This window comes from Acidovorax sp. SRB_24 (assembly GCF_012931925.1).
In genome coordinates this window covers 19,372-40,588 of the sequence record NZ_MWOM01000024.1, presented here as the reverse complement: position 1 = coordinate 40,588, position 21,217 = coordinate 19,372, and the positions used below count along the sequence as shown (strand labels likewise).

The 21,217-nt window shown below is 66.4% G+C and carries 22 protein-coding genes and 1 pseudogene; 11 read left to right on the top strand and 12 right to left on the bottom strand.

Features of this window, described 5'->3' with window-relative positions:
* The 6 genes from B2J89_RS22775 to accD form a co-directional block, all read left to right on the top strand.
* Positions 1–648: FimV/HubP family polar landmark protein (locus B2J89_RS22775; RefSeq protein ID WP_305792655.1), on the top strand; the 648-nt coding region annotated here is incomplete at its 5' end.
* A 64-nt stretch (positions 649–712) separates the two neighbouring features.
* Complete coding sequence (gene truA / locus B2J89_RS10595; RefSeq protein ID WP_169169048.1) at positions 713–1,531, top strand: tRNA pseudouridine(38-40) synthase TruA; 819 nt, start codon at positions 713–715, stop codon at positions 1,529–1,531.
* The gene (locus tag B2J89_RS10590; protein ID WP_169169047.1) at positions 1,528–2,301 is read left to right on the top strand and encodes a phosphoribosylanthranilate isomerase; all 774 of its coding nucleotides are present in this window, start codon (positions 1,528–1,530) and stop codon (positions 2,299–2,301) included. Before truA ends, B2J89_RS10590 begins: the two co-directional genes overlap by 4 nt.
* Positions 2,279–3,550 (top strand): tryptophan synthase subunit beta, encoded by a 1,272-nt coding sequence (gene trpB / locus B2J89_RS10585; RefSeq protein ID WP_169169046.1) that lies wholly within the window; start codon positions 2,279–2,281, stop codon positions 3,548–3,550. The genes B2J89_RS10590 and trpB overlap by 23 nt, the downstream gene beginning before the upstream one ends.
* Positions 3,547–4,356: a tryptophan synthase subunit alpha gene (gene trpA, locus B2J89_RS10580; RefSeq protein ID WP_169169045.1), complete on the top strand. Its 810-nt coding sequence runs from the start codon at positions 3,547–3,549 to the stop codon at positions 4,354–4,356. The genes trpB and trpA overlap by 4 nt, the downstream gene beginning before the upstream one ends.
* 54 nt (positions 4,357–4,410) lie before the next feature.
* On the top strand, positions 4,411–5,283 hold the full coding sequence (gene accD / locus B2J89_RS10575; RefSeq protein ID WP_169169044.1) for an acetyl-CoA carboxylase, carboxyltransferase subunit beta: 873 nt from the start codon (positions 4,411–4,413) through the stop codon (positions 5,281–5,283).
* 117 nt (positions 5,284–5,400) lie between these two features.
* On the opposite strand, the gene B2J89_RS10570 is transcribed toward accD, so the two are convergent.
* The gene (locus B2J89_RS10570) at positions 5,401–5,952 is read right to left on the bottom strand and encodes a YggT family protein (RefSeq protein WP_169169043.1); all 552 of its coding nucleotides are present in this window, start codon (positions 5,950–5,952) and stop codon (positions 5,401–5,403) included.
* A 168-nt stretch (positions 5,953–6,120) separates the two neighbouring features.
* Between B2J89_RS10570 and B2J89_RS10565 the strand changes: the two genes are divergently transcribed.
* The 4 genes from B2J89_RS10565 (at position 6,121) to B2J89_RS10550 (ending at position 10,100) form a co-directional block, all read left to right on the top strand.
* On the top strand, positions 6,121–6,759 hold the full coding sequence (locus B2J89_RS10565; RefSeq protein WP_169169042.1) for an LON peptidase substrate-binding domain-containing protein: 639 nt from the start codon (positions 6,121–6,123) through the stop codon (positions 6,757–6,759).
* Between the two features lie 94 nt (positions 6,760–6,853).
* Positions 6,854–8,398: a lysine--tRNA ligase gene (lysS, locus tag B2J89_RS10560; protein ID WP_169169041.1), complete on the top strand. Its 1,545-nt coding sequence runs from the start codon at positions 6,854–6,856 to the stop codon at positions 8,396–8,398.
* 11 nt (positions 8,399–8,409) lie between these two features.
* A complete protein-coding gene (locus B2J89_RS10555; RefSeq protein ID WP_169169040.1) occupies positions 8,410–9,441 on the top strand; it encodes a diguanylate cyclase domain-containing protein in 1,032 nt (343 codons plus the stop codon).
* A 59-nt stretch (positions 9,442–9,500) separates the two neighbouring features.
* A complete protein-coding gene (locus B2J89_RS10550) occupies positions 9,501–10,100 on the top strand; it encodes a mechanosensitive ion channel family protein (protein WP_169169039.1) in 600 nt (199 codons plus the stop codon).
* Between the two features lie 130 nt (positions 10,101–10,230).
* Here the strand turns inward: B2J89_RS10550 and B2J89_RS10545 are convergent, their stop codons facing one another.
* Complete coding sequence (locus B2J89_RS10545) at positions 10,231–12,075, bottom strand: asparagine synthase-related protein (protein WP_169169038.1); 1,845 nt, start codon at positions 12,073–12,075, stop codon at positions 10,231–10,233.
* A 219-nt stretch (positions 12,076–12,294) separates the two neighbouring features.
* Here B2J89_RS10545 and B2J89_RS23200 point away from each other — a divergent pair.
* Positions 12,295–12,823: pseudogene (locus tag B2J89_RS23200) on the top strand (hypothetical protein).
* A 7-nt stretch (positions 12,824–12,830) separates the two neighbouring features.
* Here the strand turns inward: B2J89_RS23200 and nagZ are convergent.
* The 10 genes from nagZ to B2J89_RS22490 form a co-directional block, all read right to left on the bottom strand.
* On the bottom strand, positions 12,831–13,913 hold the full coding sequence (nagZ, locus tag B2J89_RS10535) for a beta-N-acetylhexosaminidase (protein WP_169169037.1): 1,083 nt from the start codon (positions 13,911–13,913) through the stop codon (positions 12,831–12,833).
* A gap of 55 nt (positions 13,914–13,968) precedes the next feature.
* Positions 13,969–14,367 (bottom strand): holo-ACP synthase, encoded by a 399-nt coding sequence (acpS, locus tag B2J89_RS10530; protein WP_169169036.1) that lies wholly within the window; start codon positions 14,365–14,367, stop codon positions 13,969–13,971.
* Between the two features lie 57 nt (positions 14,368–14,424).
* The gene (locus B2J89_RS10525) at positions 14,425–15,201 is read right to left on the bottom strand and encodes a pyridoxine 5'-phosphate synthase (protein ID WP_169169035.1); all 777 of its coding nucleotides are present in this window, start codon (positions 15,199–15,201) and stop codon (positions 14,425–14,427) included.
* Positions 15,198–15,971 carry a DNA repair protein RecO gene (recO, locus tag B2J89_RS10520; protein WP_169169034.1) on the bottom strand — a complete coding sequence of 258 codons (774 nt, stop codon included), beginning with the start codon at positions 15,969–15,971 and terminating at the stop codon, positions 15,198–15,200. Before recO ends, B2J89_RS10525 begins: the two co-directional genes overlap by 4 nt.
* Before the next feature lie 103 nt (positions 15,972–16,074).
* Positions 16,075–17,112 (bottom strand): GTPase Era, encoded by a 1,038-nt coding sequence (gene era, locus B2J89_RS10515; protein WP_169169033.1) that lies wholly within the window; start codon positions 17,110–17,112, stop codon positions 16,075–16,077.
* On the bottom strand, positions 17,109–17,792 hold the full coding sequence (gene rnc, locus B2J89_RS10510; RefSeq protein WP_169169032.1) for a ribonuclease III: 684 nt from the start codon (positions 17,790–17,792) through the stop codon (positions 17,109–17,111). The genes era and rnc overlap by 4 nt, the downstream gene beginning before the upstream one ends.
* Positions 17,793–18,155, bottom strand: coding sequence for a DUF4845 domain-containing protein (locus tag B2J89_RS10505; protein WP_169169031.1), 363 nt, complete (start codon positions 18,153–18,155; stop codon positions 17,793–17,795).
* A 40-nt stretch (positions 18,156–18,195) separates the two neighbouring features.
* Positions 18,196–19,170, bottom strand: coding sequence for a signal peptidase I (gene lepB, locus B2J89_RS10500; protein WP_169169030.1), 975 nt, complete (start codon positions 19,168–19,170; stop codon positions 18,196–18,198).
* Positions 19,170–20,978, bottom strand: coding sequence for a translation elongation factor 4 (gene lepA, locus B2J89_RS10495; RefSeq protein WP_169169029.1), 1,809 nt, complete (start codon positions 20,976–20,978; stop codon positions 19,170–19,172). Before lepA ends, lepB begins: the two co-directional genes overlap by 1 nt.
* The coding region (locus tag B2J89_RS22490; RefSeq protein ID WP_205763778.1) for a hypothetical protein at positions 20,978–21,217 on the bottom strand (240 nt) is incomplete at its 5' end. The genes lepA and B2J89_RS22490, both read right to left, overlap by 1 nt.

Genomic DNA, 21,217 nt, shown 5'->3' with positions numbered 1-21,217 from the left:
GCGCCGCTGCCGGCGCTCGATCTGGACCTCGACTTCGACCTGCCAGACGATGCCCTGACCGAGGCGCCGCCCCCCGGGCAACACAGCTTTGCCGCTGCGGCGGCGGCCGCAGCCATCGCCCACGCCGCCGCACCATCGCCGCGCGACCTGCCTGCCGCACCGCCCGCTGTGGAAGACGGCGCGCCGGAACTGCCGCAGCTGGGCGACGACCCGGACGCCGAGCCCGCGTTCAGTGCCCCGGAACCCGACCCGGTCGCCAGCCCACCGGCCATCGCACCGCCCGACATGGCCGACATGGATTTCCCGCTGGACCTGCCGCCGCTCGACAGCGTTGACACCGAGCCCGCGCCTCTCGCCACCGAGCCGGCGTCTTTCACCGTGTCCGATTCGGGCATGATGGAATTCGATCTGGGGCACCTTTCGCTGGACCTCGGCGATGCCCATGGAGACGGCACCGATGGCGCTGAGCCGGCCCTCCCGGGCCCGGCCCTGCCCGACGACCCTCTGGCCACCAAGCTGGCGCTGGCACAGGAATTCAACACCATTGGCGACAGCGAAGGCGCGCGCACGCTGATCGAGGAAGTAATCGCGGAGTCGTCCGGCGATCTCAAGACCCGGGCGCAGCGTCTGCTGTCCGAACTCGCTTGACCGTCGCAACGGTCAAGCCTGTGCGGCGCCCCACGGGGCGCCGCAGCGCCTTCGGAGACACACCATGAGGCTCGCGCTGGGCGTCAGCTACAGCGGCAACGGCTACCAGGGCTGGCAAAGCCAGAGTTCGGGCCAGACCATCCAGGACAAGCTCGAAGCCGCGCTGGCGCGCTTTGCCACGCACCCCGTGTCCACGCTGTGCGCCGGCCGCACCGACGCCGGGGTGCACGGCCTCATGCAGGTGGTGCATTTCGACACGCCGCTGGAGCGCACGCCACAGTCGTGGGTGCGTGGCACGAACGCCTTTCTGCCCGCCGACATTGCGGTGCAATGGGCGCAGGCCGTGCCCGGCGCGTTCCATGCGCGGGCCAGCGCCACCGCGCGGCGCTATGCCTACGTGCTGCTGCAGTCGCCCGTGCGCCCCAGCGTCGATGCCGGGCGTGTGGGCTGGGTGTTCCGGCCGCTCGACGGCGATGCCATGCGCGCTGCGGCCGCCCACCTGCTGGGCGAGCACGACTTCAGCTCGTTTCGCGCCGCCGCCTGCCAGTCGCCGACGCCCGTCAAGACCCTGCACCGCATCGACATCACGCGCCGCGGCTCCGCGCATCCGCAGACCGGCGACGCCGGGACCGCGTGCTACTGGCGCTTTGAATTCGAGGCCAACGCCTTTCTGCACCACATGATCCGCAACCTCATGGGCTGCCTGATCGCCGTGGGCCAGGGCGCGCAGCCCGCGGACTGGGTGCGCGAGGTGCTGGCGGCACGCTCGCGCAAGGTGGCCGCGCCCACGTTCTCGCCCGACGGCCTGTACTTTCTCGGACCGGTCTACGACCCCGCGTGGGGCCTGCCCACACGCACCCCTGCGTATGATTGGCTGCCATGAGCAGCCACCGATCCAGCCTTATCTCCCCCCCTTCCGCACACTCTCTCCCAGCGCGCACCCGCATCAAAGTCTGCGGTCTGACGCGCGAACAGGACGTGGACGCCGCCGTGGCGGCGGGCGTTGATGCCGTGGGGTTTGTGCTCTACGCCCCCAGCCCGCGCGCCGTCACGCCCCAGCGCGCGGCGCAGCTGGCCGCGCGCCTGCCGCCGTTTGTCACGCCGGTGCTGCTGTTCGTCAACGAGTCCGCTTCCAATGTGATAGCTGCGAGCGCTTATGTGGCGGGCGCCACACTGCAATTTCATGGTGATGAGACACCCGAGCAATGCTGGGCGGCCAGCGGTCAGGGCGCCCGGGCCTTCGTGCGCGCCGCGCGCATTCCCCTGGGGGCCGAGGGTGCGCGCTTCGACCTCGTAGAATATGCCCATGTTCACTCTCGCGCCCAAGCCATCCTGCTCGACGCCCACGTCGAAGGCTATGGCGGCGGCGGCCAGTCCTTTCAGTGGTCACTGCTACCTCCAAGCGTCGCCTGTCACCTCGTTTTAAGTGGTGGGCTCACGCCTGCAAACGTGACCGATGGCATTTTGCAGGTGCGCCCGCGTTGCAAGACGCTGGCAGTTGATATCAGCTCCGGCGTCGAGCTTGACGGCCCTGGTGGCCAACCCATCAAGGGCGTCAAGGACGCCGACAAGATTTATCGCTTCGTCGCCGCCGTGCGTGCGGCCGATGCCCAACTTGCGAACACCCCCCATGGCTTCTTACCAACAACCTGACTCCTCGGGCCACTTCGGCCGCTACGGCGGCAGCTTTGCCAGCGAGACCCTCACCTTTGCCCTGCAGGAGCTGCGCGACGCCTATGCGCGCTACCAGCACGATCCCGACTTTGTCGCCGAGTTCGCATACGAGCTCGCGCATTTCGTCGGCCGGCCCTCGCCCATCTACCACGCTGCGCGCACCAGCCGCGAGATCGGCGGCGCGCAAATCTACCTCAAGCGCGAAGACCTCAACCACACCGGCGCGCACAAGATCAACAACGTAATCGGCCAGGCCATGCTCGCCAAGCGCATGCGCAAGGCGCGCATCATTGCCGAGACCGGCGCCGGCCAGCATGGCGTGGCCACGGCCACGATCTGCGCGCGCTACGGCCTCGAGTGCGTGGTCTACATGGGCGCGGAAGACGTCAAGCGCCAAAGCCCCAACGTCTACCGCATGAAGCTGCTGGGCGCCACCGTGGTGCCGGTCGAGTCGGGCAGCAAGACGCTCAAAGACGCGCTCAACGAGGCCATGCGCGACTGGGTGGCCAACGTCGACAACACCTTCTACATCATCGGCACCGTGGCCGGCCCGCACCCCTACCCCATGATGGTGCGCGACTTCCAGAGCGTGATCGGCACCGAGTGCCTCACGCAGATGCCCCCCATGCTGGCCGAGCAGAAGATCGCTGCCGAGCAGCCCGACGTGGTGGTCGCCTGCGTGGGCGGCGGCAGCAACGCCATGGGCATCTTCCACCCCTACATTCCGTTTGAAAACGTCCGCCTGATCGGTGTCGAAGCCGCTGGCGAAGGCCTCGATACGCCCAAGCACTCGGCTTCGCTGCAAAAGGGCAGCCCCGGCGTGCTGCACGGCAACCGGACCTTCATCCTGCAGGACGACAACGGGCAGATCACAGAGACGCACAGCATCAGCGCCGGCCTGGACTATCCCGGCGTCGGCCCCGAACACGCCTGGCTGCAAGAGATCGGCCGGGCCGAATACGTCGGCATCACCGACCAGGAGGCTCTGGCGGCCTTCCACCACCTGTGCCGCACCGAGGGCATCATCCCCGCGCTCGAGTCGAGCCACGCCTTTGCCTACGCGATGCAGCTGGCCAAGACCCTGCGGCCCGACCAATCCATCCTGGTCAACCTCTCGGGCCGCGGCGACAAGGACATCGGCACGGTGGCCGACCTCTCGGGCGAAGATTTTTACGACCGCCCCTCCCTGCGCGGCCTGTCCGTGAAGGGTGGAGACAGCAAACCATGAGCCGCATCCAGACCACTTTCGAACAACTCAAGGCGCAGCGCCGCACGGCGCTGATCCCCTACGTCACGGCCGGTTTCCCGTTTGCCGACATCACGCCGGCCCTCATGCACGGCATGGTCGAGGCCGGGGCCGACATCATCGAGCTCGGCGTGCCGTTCTCCGATCCCATGGCCGACGGCCCGGTGATCCAGAAGGCGGGCGAGAAGGCGCTGGCCCTTGGCATCGGCATGGTGCAGGTGCTGGCGCAGGTCGCCGAGTTCCGCAAGCGCAACCAGACCACGCCCGTGGTGCTGATGGGCTACGCCAACCCGGTCGAGCGCTACGACCAGGTCCATGGCGAGGGCGCATTTGTGCGCGACGCTGCAGCCGCGGGCGTGGACGGCGTGCTCATCGTCGACTACCCGCCCGAGGAATGCGAAGCCTTTGCCGCCGAGCTGCGCGCCCACGGCATGGACCTGATCTTCCTGCTGGCGCCCACCTCCACGCCCGAGCGCATGGCGCAGGTGGCGCGCGTGGCCAGCGGCTACGTCTACTACGTCTCGCTCAAGGGCGTGACCGGCTCGGCCGCGCTCGACACCTCGGCCGTCGAAGAGATGCTGCCGCGCATCCGCGCGCACGTGCACATCCCCGTCGGCGTGGGCTTTGGCATCCGCGACGCCGCCACCGCCCAGGCCGTGGGCCGCGTGGCCGACGCCGTGGTCATCGGCAGCCGCATCATCCAGCTGCTCGACGACCAGCCCCACGAAAAGGTCGTGCCGCTGGCCGTGAGCTTCTTGCGCGGTGTGCGCAAGGCACTCGACGCATAATCCTGCGCTGGCGCCCACCCCTGTGCGCGCCAGCGCCGTTGAAGAGGAAACCCCATGTCCTGGCTTGAAAAACTCCTGCCCTCCAAAATCCAGCCCACCGACCCGACGGTGCGCCGCCAGATGCCCGAAGGCCTCTGGGTCAAATGCCCGAGTTGCGACAGCGTGCTCTACAAGGCCGACCTGGAGCACAACCAGTGCGTCTGCCCCACCTGCAGCCACCACCACCGCATCGGCGCGCGCATGCGGCTCGACGCGTTCCTGGACCCCGAAGGCCGCTACGAACTGGGCCAGGAAGTGCTGCCGGTCGATGCCCTCAAATTCAAGGACAGCCGCAAGTACCCCGAACGCCTGAAAGAAGCGCTGGAGAACACCGGCGAGACCGACGCCCTCATCGTCTTCGGCGGTGCGGTCAAAAGCATCAACGTGGTCATTGCCTGCTTCGAGTTCGATTTCATGGGCGGCAGCATGGGCTCGGTGGTCGGCGAGCGCTTCGTGCGCGGCGTCGAAACCGCGATCGAGCAGAAGGTGCCCTTCATCTGCTTCACCGCCACGGGCGGCGCGCGCATGCAGGAGGGCCTGCTCTCGCTCATGCAGATGGCCAAGACCAACGCCGCGCTGACGCGCCTGGCGAAAAAGGGCCTGCCCTACATCAGCGTGCTGACCGACCCGACCATGGGCGGCGTGAGCGCCGGCTTCGCCTTCGTCGGCGACATCGTCATTGCCGAGCCCAAGGCGCTGATCGGCTTTGCCGGCCCGCGCGTGATCGAATCGACCGTGCGCGTGACGCTGCCAGAAGGCTTCCAGCGTGCCGAGTTCCTGCAGACCAAGGGCGCCGTCGACTTCATCTGCGACCGCCGTGAACTGCGCAACACCATCGCGCAAAGCCTGGCCATGCTGCAGCGCCTGCCGGCCGACGCCGTGGCCTGACGCCCGGGCAGCGTGCGCGGCCAGGTACGCTGCACCGCACTATTGAATCGATAGCTTCCAATGCTTTCCCAGTAAGCGCTGGAGCCTTATTTGGCGTAAATCGACGCCCTGCTGCGTTCAGGGCAACAGCAGCGCCACCTGCCACTGCGCCAGCACCATCATGGCGATCTGCAGCAGTACCAGCAGCACCAGCGGCGACAGGTCGATCCCGCCCAGCGTCGGCAGCACCCGGCGCACCGGCCGCAGCAGCGGCTCGCACAAGCGCGCAATGACGTCGGCGATGGGCGAGCGCGCCTGCACCCAGGACATCACGGCATAGACGATCAGCAGCCCGATGGTGCCGGTGATGGCCACGCGCACCAGGCCCAGCAGCGCCAGCCAGGGCAGCCACGCCCACCCGGCGCCCGCGCCGAGGACCAACCACAGCAGCACATACTGCGCCAGCTCCACCAGCCCCGCAGCGACCAGGCTGGCCCAGTCCCAGCGCCCCTTGGCAGGCAGCAGCCGGCGCAGCGGCAGCACCATCCAGTCGCTGAGCGCAAACACCAGCCGGCCGACCGGGTTGCCGAAGCCGATGCGTTGCCACTGCATATAGATGCGCAGCAGGCAGGCGCCGCACAGCAGGCCAGCGGCCACATCGAGCAAAAACGAAACAATTTGGTAGAGCATGGGCAGGTCGGGGTTCGGGTCGGCAATGCGACATGGGATGATAGCCAACCCACTGCCTGGGCCAACGCACCGGAATGCACCGCAGGGCCATTCCGGTGCAACGCAGGGTGCTCCGCGGTTCCGAGCGCGGGCGCGGCAGTGCGGGGAATGCAACCGGGCCACGCCACCATGACGCAACACCTCACGCTGACTTCGCTGCCGCTGTTCCCGCTCAGCGCCGTCCTGTTCCCGGGCGGCGTGCTCGCGCTGCGCGTGTTCGAGGTGCGCTACCTCGACATGGTGCGCAAATGCCAGCAGGCCGGCGCGCCCTTTGGCGTGGTCGCCCTGCACAGCGGCCACGAAGTGCGCCGCGCCGGCGCCCCCCTGGAGCAATTCCACGATGTGGGCACCCTGGCCCGCATCGAGCGCCTCGAGGCGCCCCAGCACGGCCTGCTCACGCTGCAGTGCCACGGCGGCACGCGCTTTCACATCCTGCAGCGCACCCTGCTGCCGCACGGGCTGTGGGTGGCCGACGTGGAACAGATGGCGGACGATCTGTCCGTGCCGATCCCCGAAGACCTGGCGCCGACCGCAAAGGCCCTCGCGCACGTGCTGGCCACCCTGCGCCAACGCGACCCGGGCGCGCCCTCCGCCATCGCGCCGACGCCGGCGCAGCTGGGCGACAGCGGCTGGGTGGCCAACCGCTGGTGCGAACTGCTGCCCGTGCCCCTGGAGCTCAAGCAGCAACTGATGGAGCTGGACAACCCGCTGGTGCGCCTGGAGCTGGTGGGCGATGTGCTCGAACGCACCGGGATTGCGCCGCCATAAACCGGCAGCCCCGCACCCCGGATGCCATACACCATAAAATCAACGGTTCGGCTGCATGCAGCCCCCATCTTTACGTCCCGCATCGACGGCCTCTATGTCTGACCTGAATCCCGCACCCGCCCCCCAAGACGAAAACCAGCTCATCGCCGAACGCCGCGACAAATTGCGCGCGCTGCGCGAGTCCCTCCAGGGCGGCACGGGCGTGGCCTTTCCGAACGACTTCAAGCCCCGGCACCAGGCGGCCGACATCCATGCGCAGCACGGCGACACGGACGCCGAGACGCTGGAAGCGCAGCCGGTGCCGATCAGCGTGGCCGGCCGCATGATGCTCAAGCGCGTGATGGGCAAGGCCAGCTTCGCCACCGTGCAGGACGGCTCCTTTGGCGCCACGGGTGGGCGCATCCAGCTCTACATCACGCGCGACGCGGTGGGCGAGGAGCTTTATGCCGCCTTCAGGCACTGGGACCTGGGCGACATCGTCGGCGCCGAAGGCACGGCGTTCAAGACCAAGACCGGCGAGCTCTCGGTCAAGGTGACGCAGTTGCGCCTGCTCACCAAGAGCCTGCGCCCCATGCCCGACAAGTTCCACGGCATCGCCGACCAGGAGGTGAAATACCGCCAGCGCTACATCGACCTGATGACCGACGAGGCCGCGCGCAAGCGCTTCGTGGCGCGCAGCAAGGCCGTGAGCAGCATCCGCGACTTCATGGTGCAGCACGGCTTCCTGGAGGTCGAGACGCCCATGCTGCACCCAATTCCGGGCGGCGCCAACGCCAAGCCCTTCACCACGCACCACAACGCGCTCGACCAGGAGATGTTCCTGCGCATCGCGCCCGAGCTGTACCTCAAGCGCCTGCTGGTGGGCGGCTTCGAACGCGTGTTCGAGATCAACCGCAACTTCCGCAACGAAGGCATCTCGGTGCGCCACAACCCCGAGTTCACGATGATGGAGTTCTATGCAGCCTACTGGAACTACCAGGACCTCATGGGCTTTACCGAGGAATTGGTGCGCGACGCGGCCCTCAAGGCCACGGGCTCGCTGCAGCTCTCCTACCAGGGCCGCGCGGTCGACCTGGGCCAGCCGTTTGCGCGCCTGACGATCCGCGAAGCCATCTTCCAGTACACCGAGGCCGGCGCGCACGTGGACGACGCCGTCTGGCTCATCGGCGCGCTCAAGAAACTGGGCCTGTCGGAGGCCCGGAACAAGCTGTCCGAGCGCAGCCTGGCGAGCCTGCAGGTGCTGTATTTCGAGGAAACCGTCGAAGACCAGCTCTGGCAGCCGACCTTCATCATGGAGCACCCGACCGAGATCAGCCCGCTCGCGCGTGCCAACGATGCGCGCCCCGAAGTCACCGAGCGCTTTGAGCTCTACATCACCGGCCGCGAGTTCGGCAACGGCTTCAGCGAACTGAACGACGCCGAGGACCAGGCGGCCCGCTTTACCGCCCAGGTCACGGCCAAGGACAGCGGCGACGACGAGGCCATGTATTTCGACCACGACTTCGTGCGCGCGCTCGAATACGGCATGCCGCCGGCGGGCGGCTGCGGCATCGGCATCGACCGCCTGATGATGCTGCTGACCGACAGCGCCAGCATCCGTGACGTGATCCTCTTCCCGGCGCTGCGCCGCGAAGCGTGACACCAAGCGCCATGGCCGCACCGCCTGCCCTGCCCGCCGCCCCATCCCCCGCCCAGGCCCCCACGGGCCCGTTCACGGTACTGGTGGTCGAAGACCAGGCCGCGGTGCGTGCCGCGCTGGTCGGCGAGCTGCGCCATGCCGGCGTCTCGGAGGTGCTCGAAGCCGCCAGCGGCGACGCGGCCCTGCAACTGTTCAAGCTGCGCCGCCCCGACCTGGTGCTGCTGGACATCAAGCTGCCCGGCCACGACGGCTACTGGGTGGCGCAGCAGATGCGCATTGCCGAGCCCGGCGACTGGACCCCCATCATCTTTCTCTCGAGCCTGGACGGCGACCTGGACGTGTGGCGCGGCATCGAGGCCGGCGGCGACGACTACCTCGTCAAGCCCGTCACGCCGATCGTGCTCGTGGCCAAGCTGCGCGCCATGCGCCGCCTGCTGGACATGCGCCGGCGCCTGGTGTCGCTGACCGAAGATTTGCACCAGGCCAACCAGCGCCTCAACGAAATGGTCGAAGCCGACGCCCTCACGGGGCTCGTGAACCGGCGCGGCTTCGACCGCATCCTGCACAGCGAAATCCTCGCGGCGCGGCGCGACGGCACGCCGCTGACGCTGATGCTCTGTGACCTCGACCACTTCAAACTCTACAACGACGCCAGCGGCCACGTCCAGGGCGACATCTGCCTGCGGGAAGTAGGCCGCCTGCTGCGCGAAGTGTGCGTGCGCCCGCGCGACGTGGCCTCGCGCTATGGCGGCGAGGAATTCGCGCTGATCCTGCCCAACACGCCGCGCTCGGGCGCGATGACGTTTGCGCGCGCGCTCGGCCAGCTGCTGCGCGTGCGCGCCATCGCCCACCCCGACTCGCCGCTGGGCGCCGTGCTGACGCTGTCGGGCGGCATCACTACCTGCCTGCCCGATGACAACACCAGCGCCGAGAGCATGATCATGCGCGCCGACCAGGCGCTGTATGCCGCCAAGGCCCAAGGGCGCGACCGTTTCTTCAGCTTCGAGATGCAGATGGACACGGTCGAGCAGCGGATGGCCTGATGCACGGCGCCTTCTCTTTTGCGGGCGCTGCGGCGCCCGGTTTTCTTTCGGGACCGACCATGCAACGCTCTCTCAAACTCTACCTGCCCGAATGGGCCCAGGACTGGCTCGACATCATCGTTCCGGGCCTGCAGATCCTGCTGATCCTACTCACGGCCCTGCTGCTGCAGCACCTGCTGCGCCGCCTCGTGTCGCGCGCGAGCCAGCACTACGCGCTGCCGCACGAGCTGCTCGTGCCCATCAAGGCCCTGCTGCGCTGGACCATCATGGTCAGCGCGCTGCTTTTGGTGCTCGAGCGCCTGGGCATGTCCGCCACCGTGCTGTGGACCGCCTTCACGGGGTTTGCCACCGTGGCGGCGGTCGCCTTCTTTGCCGCCTGGAGCGTGCTGTCCAACCTGTTTTGCGCCTTTCTGATCTTCACCGTCGGGCCGTTTCGCGTGGGCGACACCATCGAGCTGCTCGACACCGCCGACAAGCCCGGCGCGCGCGGGCGCGTGGTGGACATCAACCTGCTCTACACCACGCTCGAAGACAGCCTGGGCGAGGGCACGGGCACCTTGCTGCAGATCCCCAACGCCCTGATCTTCCAGCGCGTGGTGCGGCGATGGAAGGTGGGCACGCAAGTGCCTGCCGCACCACCGCCGCCGCCCGCTCTGTAGGCGGGCGTTCCCGCTGCCCGTGCCAAGCCAGACATGGCCAGTCCCCCTGCAATGGACGCGCGCCCTGCTCCTTCCGAGCCTTCGGCAGCCATCTCACAGCAGCGCGCAGAGCGTTGAGCCGCAGCGGAACTCACGCTGCTGTCCTGCGCAGCGCAGGGCCGGCCCTGCGCGCCTCGCCATGGCTGCGCAGCCAGTACCGGTGCAACACCGCAGGGGCATGCAGCAGGTAGTCGTATTCATTGCGCCCCAGACGCAGCAGAGCCATGCACATGTGCATGTAACCATAACGCAGGAATTCATCTGCAAATCCGGCCTCGCCGGCGAGCTGGCGGGCTTCGGCTAACAGCGCGCCAGACGTCTTTCTCTTTGCCTTTGCCGTGGCCTCGTCCCACTGATAACCCAGCCCTGGCGGCAGCGGGAGGGGGCAAGGCACATGGTCCGGATAGGCCTGCCACGCAATCTCGAGCACGCCTGGCGGAAAGCACCGCAGCCAGTCCAGATAAAAGGAGTGGCGCAAGAACGGATCAATTTTTTCACGCACGATGGCGCTGAGAAACTCGCTGTCGAAAAATGGCACCTCCAACTCGGTGCGCGTCATGTCCAGGTTTTCAAAATGGCTGGCCAGGTGCCGATGCTGCTGGTTCAGCACGAGAAACAGGTGAAAAACCCGGCCCTTGTCGGCGGGGTGCACCGATCGGAGTTCAGACAGCATGCCGCTGCGCGACAGGTCCGCCAAGGTTTTGGCAATGCGCGGCTTGAGGAGCTTGGCCGACAGGCTCCAGCGGTTGTACGCCATAAACTTGTCAACGGCGCCATCCAGATCATCCGCGCGGGTGGCCGCAACGATGTCTGCATTCAGGTGAACGTGGCCCAAGCACTCACCCCCGCCATCGCCAGACCAGATGACGCGCGGCCGCTCGGGTTGGTGCGCCAGATACGCCGCGGAGTTCAGCCAGTCGCGCACCGTGGCATTGCTGTGGCGGTCGCCATCGAGCAACGCTTGCACCGGCCTGGACGTGTGGTGCGTGCCCAGGCGCTCGGCCGCAAGTTGGCCGAGCACCTGGTCCTGGCTGTCCGGCAGGCTGAAATTCACTGTGCACACCTCGGCGCCGCCCGCCTGCAGTGCGGCCACGACGGCACGCGAATCCAGGCCACCGCTCAGGTGCGCAGCCACTGCTTTTTGGTCGCCCAGGCGAATCTGGACTGCCTCCTGGAAGTGCCGGTAAATGCGCTGGGCCACAGGAGCCTCAGATGGCTGCGCCACAGGGAGTTCATCCCAGCGCCAATATTGCACTCGCTGCAGTGCTCCAGCCCCATCGGCGCTCACCACTTCGCCGGCAAGCAGGCAAAAGATACCCTGATAAGGCGTGCGATCTGCCAGCGCAGCGCCGTAGCAGGCGATCTCCGCGGCGCCTTGCAGGTGCAGGGATCTGCGAAAAAAAGACACCGCTTCCAGGATGCGAAGCGCGGTGGCAAACAAGATGAAATCTGGCAGCACCCAGCAATAAATTGGCCGCACGCCCAGCTTGTCGGTGACCAGGTGCAGTTTATGGGTGGATTTTTCGTAGGCAACGGCGCAGAAGGTTCCCCGGCACGAACGCAAGCTGTGGTGCCGATTGAGCACCAGGTCATGGGCGACTGCTGCCAGACCTTCGGAGCGTAACGCTGGCAATGCGCCAGCGTGACTTTGCAGCAAAGGGTCTCCCGCCACGAAAGCCGCCATTTCGGGGCTGCCATACTCGCCTGCAGCGTTCAAGGCGCCTATATCCACCTTGACCATGAAGACCTTGTCATCTTTGAATTCTCGCAACCGTCCCAAATCGTCGGGGTGGCGCGATACCGATGCACGCAGCTCCTCCATGAGCTGCGCTGGAATGCTCCCATCGGACTGGCGTGCGAGAACTCCGGCAAAAATTGACATGGCATTTATGAAGTGGTTTTCACGAAATAATGGCAACTGCTTCAAAATCAGCACTTCTGTCGGGCTGCGCTTGGTGTTATTGATAACAATTAAACACCAAATGACATTTGAGGGGGCGGCTGCAAATCACGTTGAGGCGGATGTCTGACAAATACCTCATGCAGAGTAGTTGCCGCGCAAGAGCGTGCTCACGAGCTTGGATATTGAACCAACAGTCGCTGGGTGAAACAGTAAAAATACCCCTGCGACAGCAAACGCGCGAAGTTCAAAGAGATCGGGACGCTGCTGCAGGGTGCGCGCAACAGAACCAAAGCCAGGACGGTAGGGCTGTATGAGGTTTGGGGTTTGGTGCGCTGTGCGGTATCTGCTCAAGAGCAACTGCCAGCGGCGGATGCTGCCCGGGGAGTTCCCAAAGTGGCGGACAGTGCTCTTGCACTTTGCCACATGGAGTGCGCCCGTCACGTACTGGAGCAGGCCAAAATCAGGCTGGCGTGGCTCGGACCAGACAGGGGCGCAACGCCTGCACGACGCACATGCAAACGGCGCATCGCGGTGCAAGGCCGCATGCCATTGCGGTGACGACGGTCAACGTGGCGGACCGCAAAGGAGTGCCGCAGGCGATGAATAGGAGCAAAGCCAAACTAAACCGGGTGCAAAAATGGCCAGGCGCAGCGAACTGCATACCTTTGCCTGGCTGGAGAAGTGCAGGCGTCTGTGGAAGAGCTGCGAACGCAAGCTCAACACCAGCCTGCAGCCTATCCCCCTTGCGCTCCTGGCGGCCCTGCTCCTTCGAAGATCGTGAACAGCTTCTAAGGCAGCATCTCCAGCGCCTGCTGGTAGGCCGGCTGGAACATCAGGTCGTCCCAGGCCTGCGGCAGGGTTTGCGGCAGCAGCGCCACGCGGCGCGCCTCGCTGTCGGCGCTGGGCTGCCACAGGCCTTGGCGGTGCTGCTGCGCCAGCCCGTCGAGCAATTCATCGACGGCGGCGCCGTCGCCTAGGCTCTGGTTGCACAACAGCACCAGGTCGCAGCCGGCCTGCAGGGCGACCACGGCGGCCTCGGTGTAGCCCACCAGTTTTCCGTCGATGCGGCGCGCGCCCTCCATGCTGAGGTCGTCGCTGAAGATGGCGCCGTCAAAACCCAGCTGCGTGCGCAGGATGTCTTGCAGCCATTTGCGCGAAAAACCCGCCGGGCGGCGGTCCACCTTGGGGTAGATCACGTGCGCGGGCATGACGCTGGTGAGCGTGCTGCGCAGCCACGGATACGGCGCGGCGTCATCCTGCAGGATGGCCTTGAGGCTGCGCGGGTCGACCGGCACCTCGGTGTGCGAATCGGCCTGGACGAAGCCATGGCCGGGAAAATGCTTGCCGCAGTTGGCCATGCCGGCCTGCAGCAGGCCGTGCATCAGGCCTTTGGCCAGCAAGGTGACCACGCGCGGGTCGCGGTGGAAGGCGCGGTCGCCGATGACCGCGCTCTCGCCCCAGTCGAGGTCGAGCACGGGCGTGAAGCTGAAATCCACGCCGCAGGCGCGCAGCTCGCTGCCCAGCACATAGCCGGCCGCCGTGGCGGCGTTGGTGGCGCGCATCGCGCCGCTGCCCGGGCCACCCTTGCCGTCCTTCATCCACATCTTGCCGAGCGCGAGCATGGGCGGCAGGTGGGTGAAGCCGTCCGAGCGAAAGCGCTGCACGCGCCCGCCCTCGTGGTCGACGCAGACCAGCAGGTCGGCGCGCACGGCCTTGATGGCGCTGGTCAGTTCGAGCAGCTGGGCACGGGTTTCCCAGTTGCGCGCGAACAGGATCACGCCGCCGGTCAGCGGGTGGGCGAGGCGGCGGCGGTCGGCGGCGCTGAGCGCGGTGCCGGCAATGTCGAGAACGATGGGAGCGTGTTCGGTCATGGTGTTCACGGTTTTACTATTGATTCGATAGCTGCCTGCGATTTCCCAGCAAGCGTTACAGGCCTATTTTCTCTACAACACAGAAACTGGCGGCGTAGTCGGATTCGTCGGTCACGCTGAGGTGCACGCTGAGCCCGCGCGCCTCAAACCATGGCTTGAGCGCGCCGTGCAGCACGATGGTGGGTTGGCCGCTGGCGAGGTTGGCGACTTCGCAGCTGCGCCAGGTCATGGGCATGCGCATGCCCAGTCCGATGGCCTTGCTGAACGCCTCCTTGGCCGAAAAGCGCGTGGCCAGGTAGCGCACGCCGCGCTCGGGCCAGCGCGCGCTGCGGCTGCGCCAGGTGACCAGCTCGGCCTCGCTCAGCACCCTGGCGGCAAAGCGATCGCCGTGGCGATCGAGGCTGGCGCGGATGCGGCGCACATCGCAGATGTCGGTGCCAATGCCGTAGATCATGAATTTGAATGAAATCGGGCTCTAACGCTTATGGGTCAAGCGCGAGCAGCTATGAATTCAGGATTTTTCTGCTGCAAAACCGGCGGCTATGCAGGCCTGGTAGGCATGCACCGTGGCGCCGTAGCCCAGCTCGAGCGCGTCGGCGATCAGCGCATGGCCGATCGACACCTCCTGCACGCCAGGCACGCCGCGCACGAAGGCCGCCAGGTTGTCGCGGTTCAGATCGTGGCCCGCATTCACGCCCAGGCCTGCGTCGAGCGCGGCCTGCGCGGCGGCGCGGTAGCGCTCCAGTTCCACCGCCTGGCGATCCGTGCCCCAGGCGGCGGCATAGGGCTCGGTGTAGAGCTCGACGCGGTCGGCGCCCACGGCCTTGGCCTGCGCCATCTGTTCGGGCACCGGGTCCATGAACAGGCTCACGCGAACACCGAGCTGCCGGCACTCGGCCACCAGCGGCGCCAGGCGCTCGGCATCCTGCGGAAAGCTCCAGCCGTGGTCGCTGGTGAACTGGTCCTCGCTGTCGGGCACGAAGGTGGCCTGCTGCGGGCGCACCTGGCGGATGAACTCCATCAGGTTGTGCGAGGGGTTGCCCTCGATGTTGTATTCGCGCCCCGGCCAGGCCTGGAGCAGCGCGGCCAGCTCGAACACGTCGTGCGCGCGGATGTGGCGCTCGTCGGGGCGCGGGTGCACGGTGATGCCCTGGGCGCCGGCCTGCAGGCACAGCTGGGCAGCGCGCACCACGCTCGGGATGCCCAGGTGGCGCGTGTTGCGCACCAGCGCAACCTTGTTGACGTTGACCGACAGGGCGGTGCGGTGTTCAGGGGTAGGAGTGGTCATAGGTTTTGCAGATCAAGCATCAGCTGGCGCGTGCGCAGCAAGGGGCTGCCACAATGGTATTGCAGCAGCGCGCGCAGCTGCGGCTTGAGCTCGAAGGCCACGGGCGCGCAGGCGCGCAGCAGCGCGGCAAAGCGCACGCCGCCGTCGAGCGCATGCTGCAGTGCCTGCCACTGCACGCCGCTGAGGCTGGCGCGCTCGCCGGGCGCGGCGGCGCGCAGGCCGCCTTCGGCCACCAGGGTGTAGCGCGCCTGGCCCTGCAGCGCGCCCAGGGTCAGGGTTTGCGCGTCGAGCACGGGCAGCAGGCCGATTTCGCGCAGCAGCAGCAGCTCGAAGGTGCGCAGCACGGGCTCGAGCGCGTCGCCATGCTCGCTGGCCAGCACGCGCACCACGCCGGCGTAGGCGTCGAACAGCGCGGGGTGCGGGTCGTCGCGCGCCAGCAGGCGCAGCAGCAGCTCATTGAGGTACAGGCCCGAGAGCAGCGCATCGCCCGTGGGCATGGTGTGGCCGCCGACCCATTCGGCGCCCTTCAAGGTATGGATGTCGTTGCTGCCTGCGGCGGCGGCGCTGCTGTGCGTCCAGGTCAGGCTCAGAGGCTGCAGCGGCAGCAGCACCGGGCGAAAGTTGGAGGTGGGCTTCTTGGCGCCCTTGGCGACCAGCGCCACGCGCCCGTGCTGGCGCGTGAACACCTCCAGGATCAGGCTGGACTCGCTCCAGTCGTAGCGGTGCAGCACAAAGGCAGGTTCGTGGGTGAAGCGGCGCGCGGTGGCCACGGCATTCCTTCAGGCGCTGGCACGGCGGCGCTGCGTGCGCAAGACCCCGCCCCGGGAGGCCGGGGCCGGGAGGGTCGCGCGGCCAGCACTGCGGTCGCTCACGTCACTCGTAGCCGAACGAGCGCACGCGCGCCTCGTCATCGGCCCAGCCCGAGCGCACCTTGACCCACAGCTCCAGGAACACCTTGCAGTCCATGAGCTTCTCGAGCTCCTGGCGCGTCTCCATGCCGATGCGCTTCAGGCGCTCGCCCTTGTCGCCGATCACCATGGCCTTGTGGCTGTCGCGCTCGACGACGATGGTGGCGGCGATGCGCACCAGGCGCTTGTGGTTCTTGCTCTTTTCTTCGCCGAACTGGTCGATGATCACCGTCGAGGTGTAGGGCAGCTCGTCGCCGGTGAAGCGGAACAGCTTCTCGCGCACCGTCTCGGAGGCCAGGAACTTCTCGCTGCGGTCGGTCAGCTCGTCCGCGTCGTACCACCAGGGCGCTTCGGGGAGGTACTTCTCGCAGATGCCGTACAGGCGCTGGATGTCGTTCTTGTTCTTGGCCGACATGGGCACGAACTCGGCGAACGGGTGGCGCTCCTGCATGCCCTTGAGCCAGGGCGCGATCTCGGCGCGGCGGTGGATGTTGTCAAACTTGTTGGCGATCAGAAGCGTGGGGATGCCGGGCTTGAACAGGGAAAGCACCTTGGCGTCGGCCAGCGTGAAGCTGCCGGCCTCGACCACGAACAGGATCAGGTCCACGTCGCTGATGACGCCCATCACGGTCTTGTTGAGCGACTTGTTCAGTGCCGTGGCGTGGCGCGTCTGGAAGCCCGGCGTGTCGACGAACACGAACTGCGTCTGCCCCAGCGTGCGGATGCCGGTGATGCGGTGGCGCGTGGTCTGCGCCTTGCGCGAGGTGATGCTGATCTTCTGGCCCACCAGCGCGTTGAGCAGCGTGGACTTGCCGACGTTGGGCTTGCCGACGATGGCGATCACGCCGCAGCGCTGCGGACCGCCCGCCCCCTCCCCGGCCGCAGCCTCGACCGCTTCGGGCATTTCAGCGGTCTGCGACGCCTCGGGGTTTTCAAGGTGTTTTTGGGCTTCAGCGCTGACGGGGTCTGCGTTGGTAGCTACTTTTTTGGTAGCATCGTTCATGGTTTCTTTGCTTTCAGGGTGGCCAGCATGGCGGCGGCGGCGGCCTGCTCGCCGGCCCGGCGCGAGCCACCAATGCCGCGCTCGGTGAGCGCCAGTTCGGGGATGTGGCATTCCACATCGAAGGTTTGCCGGTGGGCCGCACCTACGGTGGCCACCACGCGGTATTCGGGCAGCTTCATTTTGCGGCCCTGCAGCCACTCCTGCAACGCGGTCTTGGCGTCCTTGGCAGCGGCTTGCATTTGCGGGTTGATCTCGACGGCGGCAAACAGCCGGTGCACCAAGGCCTCGGCCGGGCCGTAGCCGGCGTCCAGGTACACGGCGCCGATCAGGGCCTCGACGGCATCGGCCAGGATGGATGGGCGCTTGTGCCCGCCCGAGCGCGATTCGCCCTCGCCCAGGCGCAGCACATCGGCCACCTGCAGTCCCAGCGCCAGCTGGTGCAGCGTCTCCTGCTTGACCATGTTGGCGCGCACGCGCGAGAGGTCGCCCTCGGGCTGCGCGCTCAGGCGCGCATAGAGCAGGCTGGCCACGGCCAGGTTGAGCACCGAGTCGCCGAGGAATTCCAGGCGCTCGTTGTGGTCGGCACCGAAGCTGCGGTGCGTCACGGCACGCTGCAGCAGCGCGAGATCGGAGAATTCGTGCTGCAGGCGCGCCTGCAGCGAAACAAGACCGGGCTGCACTTAGTCGGTCTGCGCTTGGAAGCGGTAGACGAGGTAGGCCGGACCCGCGAGCGGGATCTCGCGCGCGTAGTTGAACGACACCACCACCTTCTCGCCGCGCTTGGTGACGTCGAGGTCGGAGCCCTTGACCGAGTGGATGTCGTCGATCGCGGCGGCACGGTCGAACGCGGCGCGCACGGCCGGCACCGTGGTTTCATGCTTGGCCTTCTCGATGGCCTTGCGGGCCGCCTGGTACTCCAGGAAGATCGGCAGCGACTGCCCGCCAATGGCAAAGACCGACACGGCCAACACCCCGGCGACGATCAGGCCGATGAACGACATGCCGCGCTGGCGCGACCGGATGGCTGTGCGATGAATCCCCATGCCCCACTCCCTCTTGCTTGTGTACCGCGGCAGCGGCGGCTCAGTTGAACGACCCAATGCGCTTGAGATTGCCAAAATTCATCCAGACAAAAAAGGCCTTGCCGACGATGTTCTTGTCGGGCACGAAGCCCCAGTAGCGTGAATCGAGCGAATTGTCGCGGTTATCGCCCATCATGAAGTAGTGGCCCTCGGGCACCTTGCAGACCACGCCCTCGACGCTGTAGCGGCAGTTTTCGCGGTAGGCGAAGCTGCTGGCGCCCTGCACGAAGGCCGGCACCTCGGGGTTGTTGAGCAGGCGGTGGCTGTGCGTGCCCAGCTGCTCCTGGTACTGCTTGAAGTAGCGCATGGCGTCTTCATCGAAGAAGTCGGGCGCGGCCGCGGTGGGCACGGCCTGGCCGTTGATCGTCAGGCGCTTGTTCAGGTAGGCGACCTCGTCGCCGGGCACGCCGACCACGCGCTTGATGTAGTCCAGGCTGGGCTGCGGCGGGTAGCGGAACACCATGACATCGCCGCGCGCGGGCGCGTTGCCCTCGGTGATCTTGGTGTTGATCACCGGCAGGCGCACGCCATAGGTGAACTTGTTCACCAGGATCAGGTCGCCCACCAGCAGCGTCGGGATCATCGAGCCCGAGGGAATCTTGAACGGCTCGAACAGGAACGAGCGCAGCAGGAACACGGCCGCGATGACAGGAAACAGCCCCGCCGTCCAGTCCAGCCACCAGGGCTGCATGAGGACACGGCCCTTGGCCTCTTGCACGTCCACGTCGACCTTGGCGATGCCCATGCGGTCGAGCTCGGCACGGCGCTGCACGGCGGCATCCTCGATCGCCTGGGCGGCGCGGCGGCGCTGCGGCAGGAAATAAAACCGCTCGGCCAGCCAGTAGCAGCCGGTGACCACGGTGGCCAGGAACAGCAGCAGCGCGAAGTTGCCTTCGATCGCACCGAAATACCATGCCCCGACGTAGGCCACGAACGCCGCGAGCACCAGCGAGGTGAGCACCTGCACGGCCCGCATCAGTCTTCCACCTGCAAAATAGCCAGGAAGGCTTCCTGGGGCACCTCGACCGAACCGATTTGTTTCATGCGTTTCTTGCCTGCTTTTTGTTTTTCGAGGAGCTTGCGCTTGCGGCTGACGTCGCCGCCGTAGCATTTTGCCAGCACGTTCTTGCGCAGCGCCTTGATGGTTTCGCGGGCGATGATGTTGGCGCCGATCGCCGCCTGGATGGCCACGTCGTACATCTGGCGGCTGATGATTTCGCGCATCTTGGCGACCACGGCGCGGCCGCGGTACTGCGATTGGCTGCGGTGCACGATGATAGACAGCGCATCGACCTTCTCGCCGTTGAGCAGGATGTCGACCTTCACCACGTCGGAGGCACGGTACTCCTTGAACTCGTAGTCCATCGACGCATAGCCGCGTGACACCGACTTGAGCTTGTCGAAGAAGTCGAGCACGATCTCGCCCAGCGGCATCTCATAGGTCAGCATGACCTGGCGGCCGTGGTAGGCCATGTTCATCTGCACGCCGCGCTTCTGGTTGGCCAGCGTCATCACCGGGCCGACATAGTCTTGCGGCATGTACAGGTGCACGGTGACGATGGGCTCGCGAATTTCTTCCAGGCGCCCCTGGTCGGGCATCTTGGAGGGGTTCTCGACCATGAGCACTTCGCCGTCGGCCTTGACCACCTGGTAGACCACGCTGGGCGCGGTGGTGATCAGATCCTGGTCGAACTCGCGCTCCAGCCGCTCCTGCACGATCTCCATGTGCAGCAGCCCCAGAAAACCGCAGCGGAAGCCAAAGCCCAGCGCCTGCGAGACTTCGGGTTCGTACTGCAGCGAGGCATCGTTGAGCTTGAGCTTTTCAAGCGCATCGCGCAGCTGGTCGTATTCGCTGGCCTCGGTCGGGTAGAGGCCAGCAAACACCTGGGGCTGGATTTCCTTGAAACCGGGCAAGGCCTCGGCGGCCGGGCCGGCGTTGTTGGGCAGCTTCTTTTCGAGCGTGATGGTGTCACCCACCTTGGCGGCCTGTAATTCCTTGATGCCGGCGATGATGTAGCCCACCTGGCCGGCATCGAGCGACGTGCGCGGCTCGTTGGCCGGTGTGAACACCCCCAGGTTGTCGGCGTTGTACACCGCACCGGACGCCATCATCTTGAAGCGCTCACCCTTGAGCAACCGGCCGTCGACCACGCGCACCAGCATCACGACGCCCACATAGGGGTCAAACCAGCTGTCGATGATCATCGCGCGCAGCGGGCCCGCGAGATTGCCCTTGGGCGCCGGCACCTTGGCGACGATGGCTTCGAGGATTTCGTCAATGCCCATGCCGCTCTTGGCCGAACACGGAATGGCGTCGGTGGCGTCGATGCCGATCACGTCCTCGATCTCGGCCCGGGCATTGTCGGGGTCGGCATTGGGCAGGTCCATCTTGTTGAGCACGGGCAGCACTTCCACGCCCAGCTCCAGCGCGGTGTAGCAGTTCGCCACGGTCTGCGCCTCCACGCCCTGCGAGGCATCGACCACCAGCAGCGCGCCTTCACACGCCGACAGCGAACGGCTCACTTCGTACGAGAAGTCGACGTGGCCGGGGGTGTCGATCAGGTTGAGGTTGTAGACCTGCCCGTCCTGGGCCTTGTACTGCAGCGCCGCCGTCTGCGCCTTGATGGTGATTCCGCGCTCCTTCTCGATGTCCATCGAGTCCAGCACCTGGGCCTGCATATCGCGTTCGGCCAGGCCGCCGCAGCGCTGGATCAGGCGATCGGCCAGCGTCGACTTGCCGTGGTCAATGTGCGCAATGATGGAAAAATTTCGGATGTGATTCATCAACGGAAAACGTCAAGTGATTGGATGGCAAAGCTGCGCGCAAGAAAAAAGGGCGCGTCGACTGGTGACGCGCCCTGAACCAACATCTTTGGCAACTGCGATGGTTGGAGCTTCATTGTAGGCAAAAAGACTGCCGGTTCATGCCGGCACCGCACCGCCTGGGGGATTTGCTGCAGCCGGACGCAAGCCCGTATCGCGGTTTCACAAACCTTTATATGCCCATAATTGCGCATTAAAAG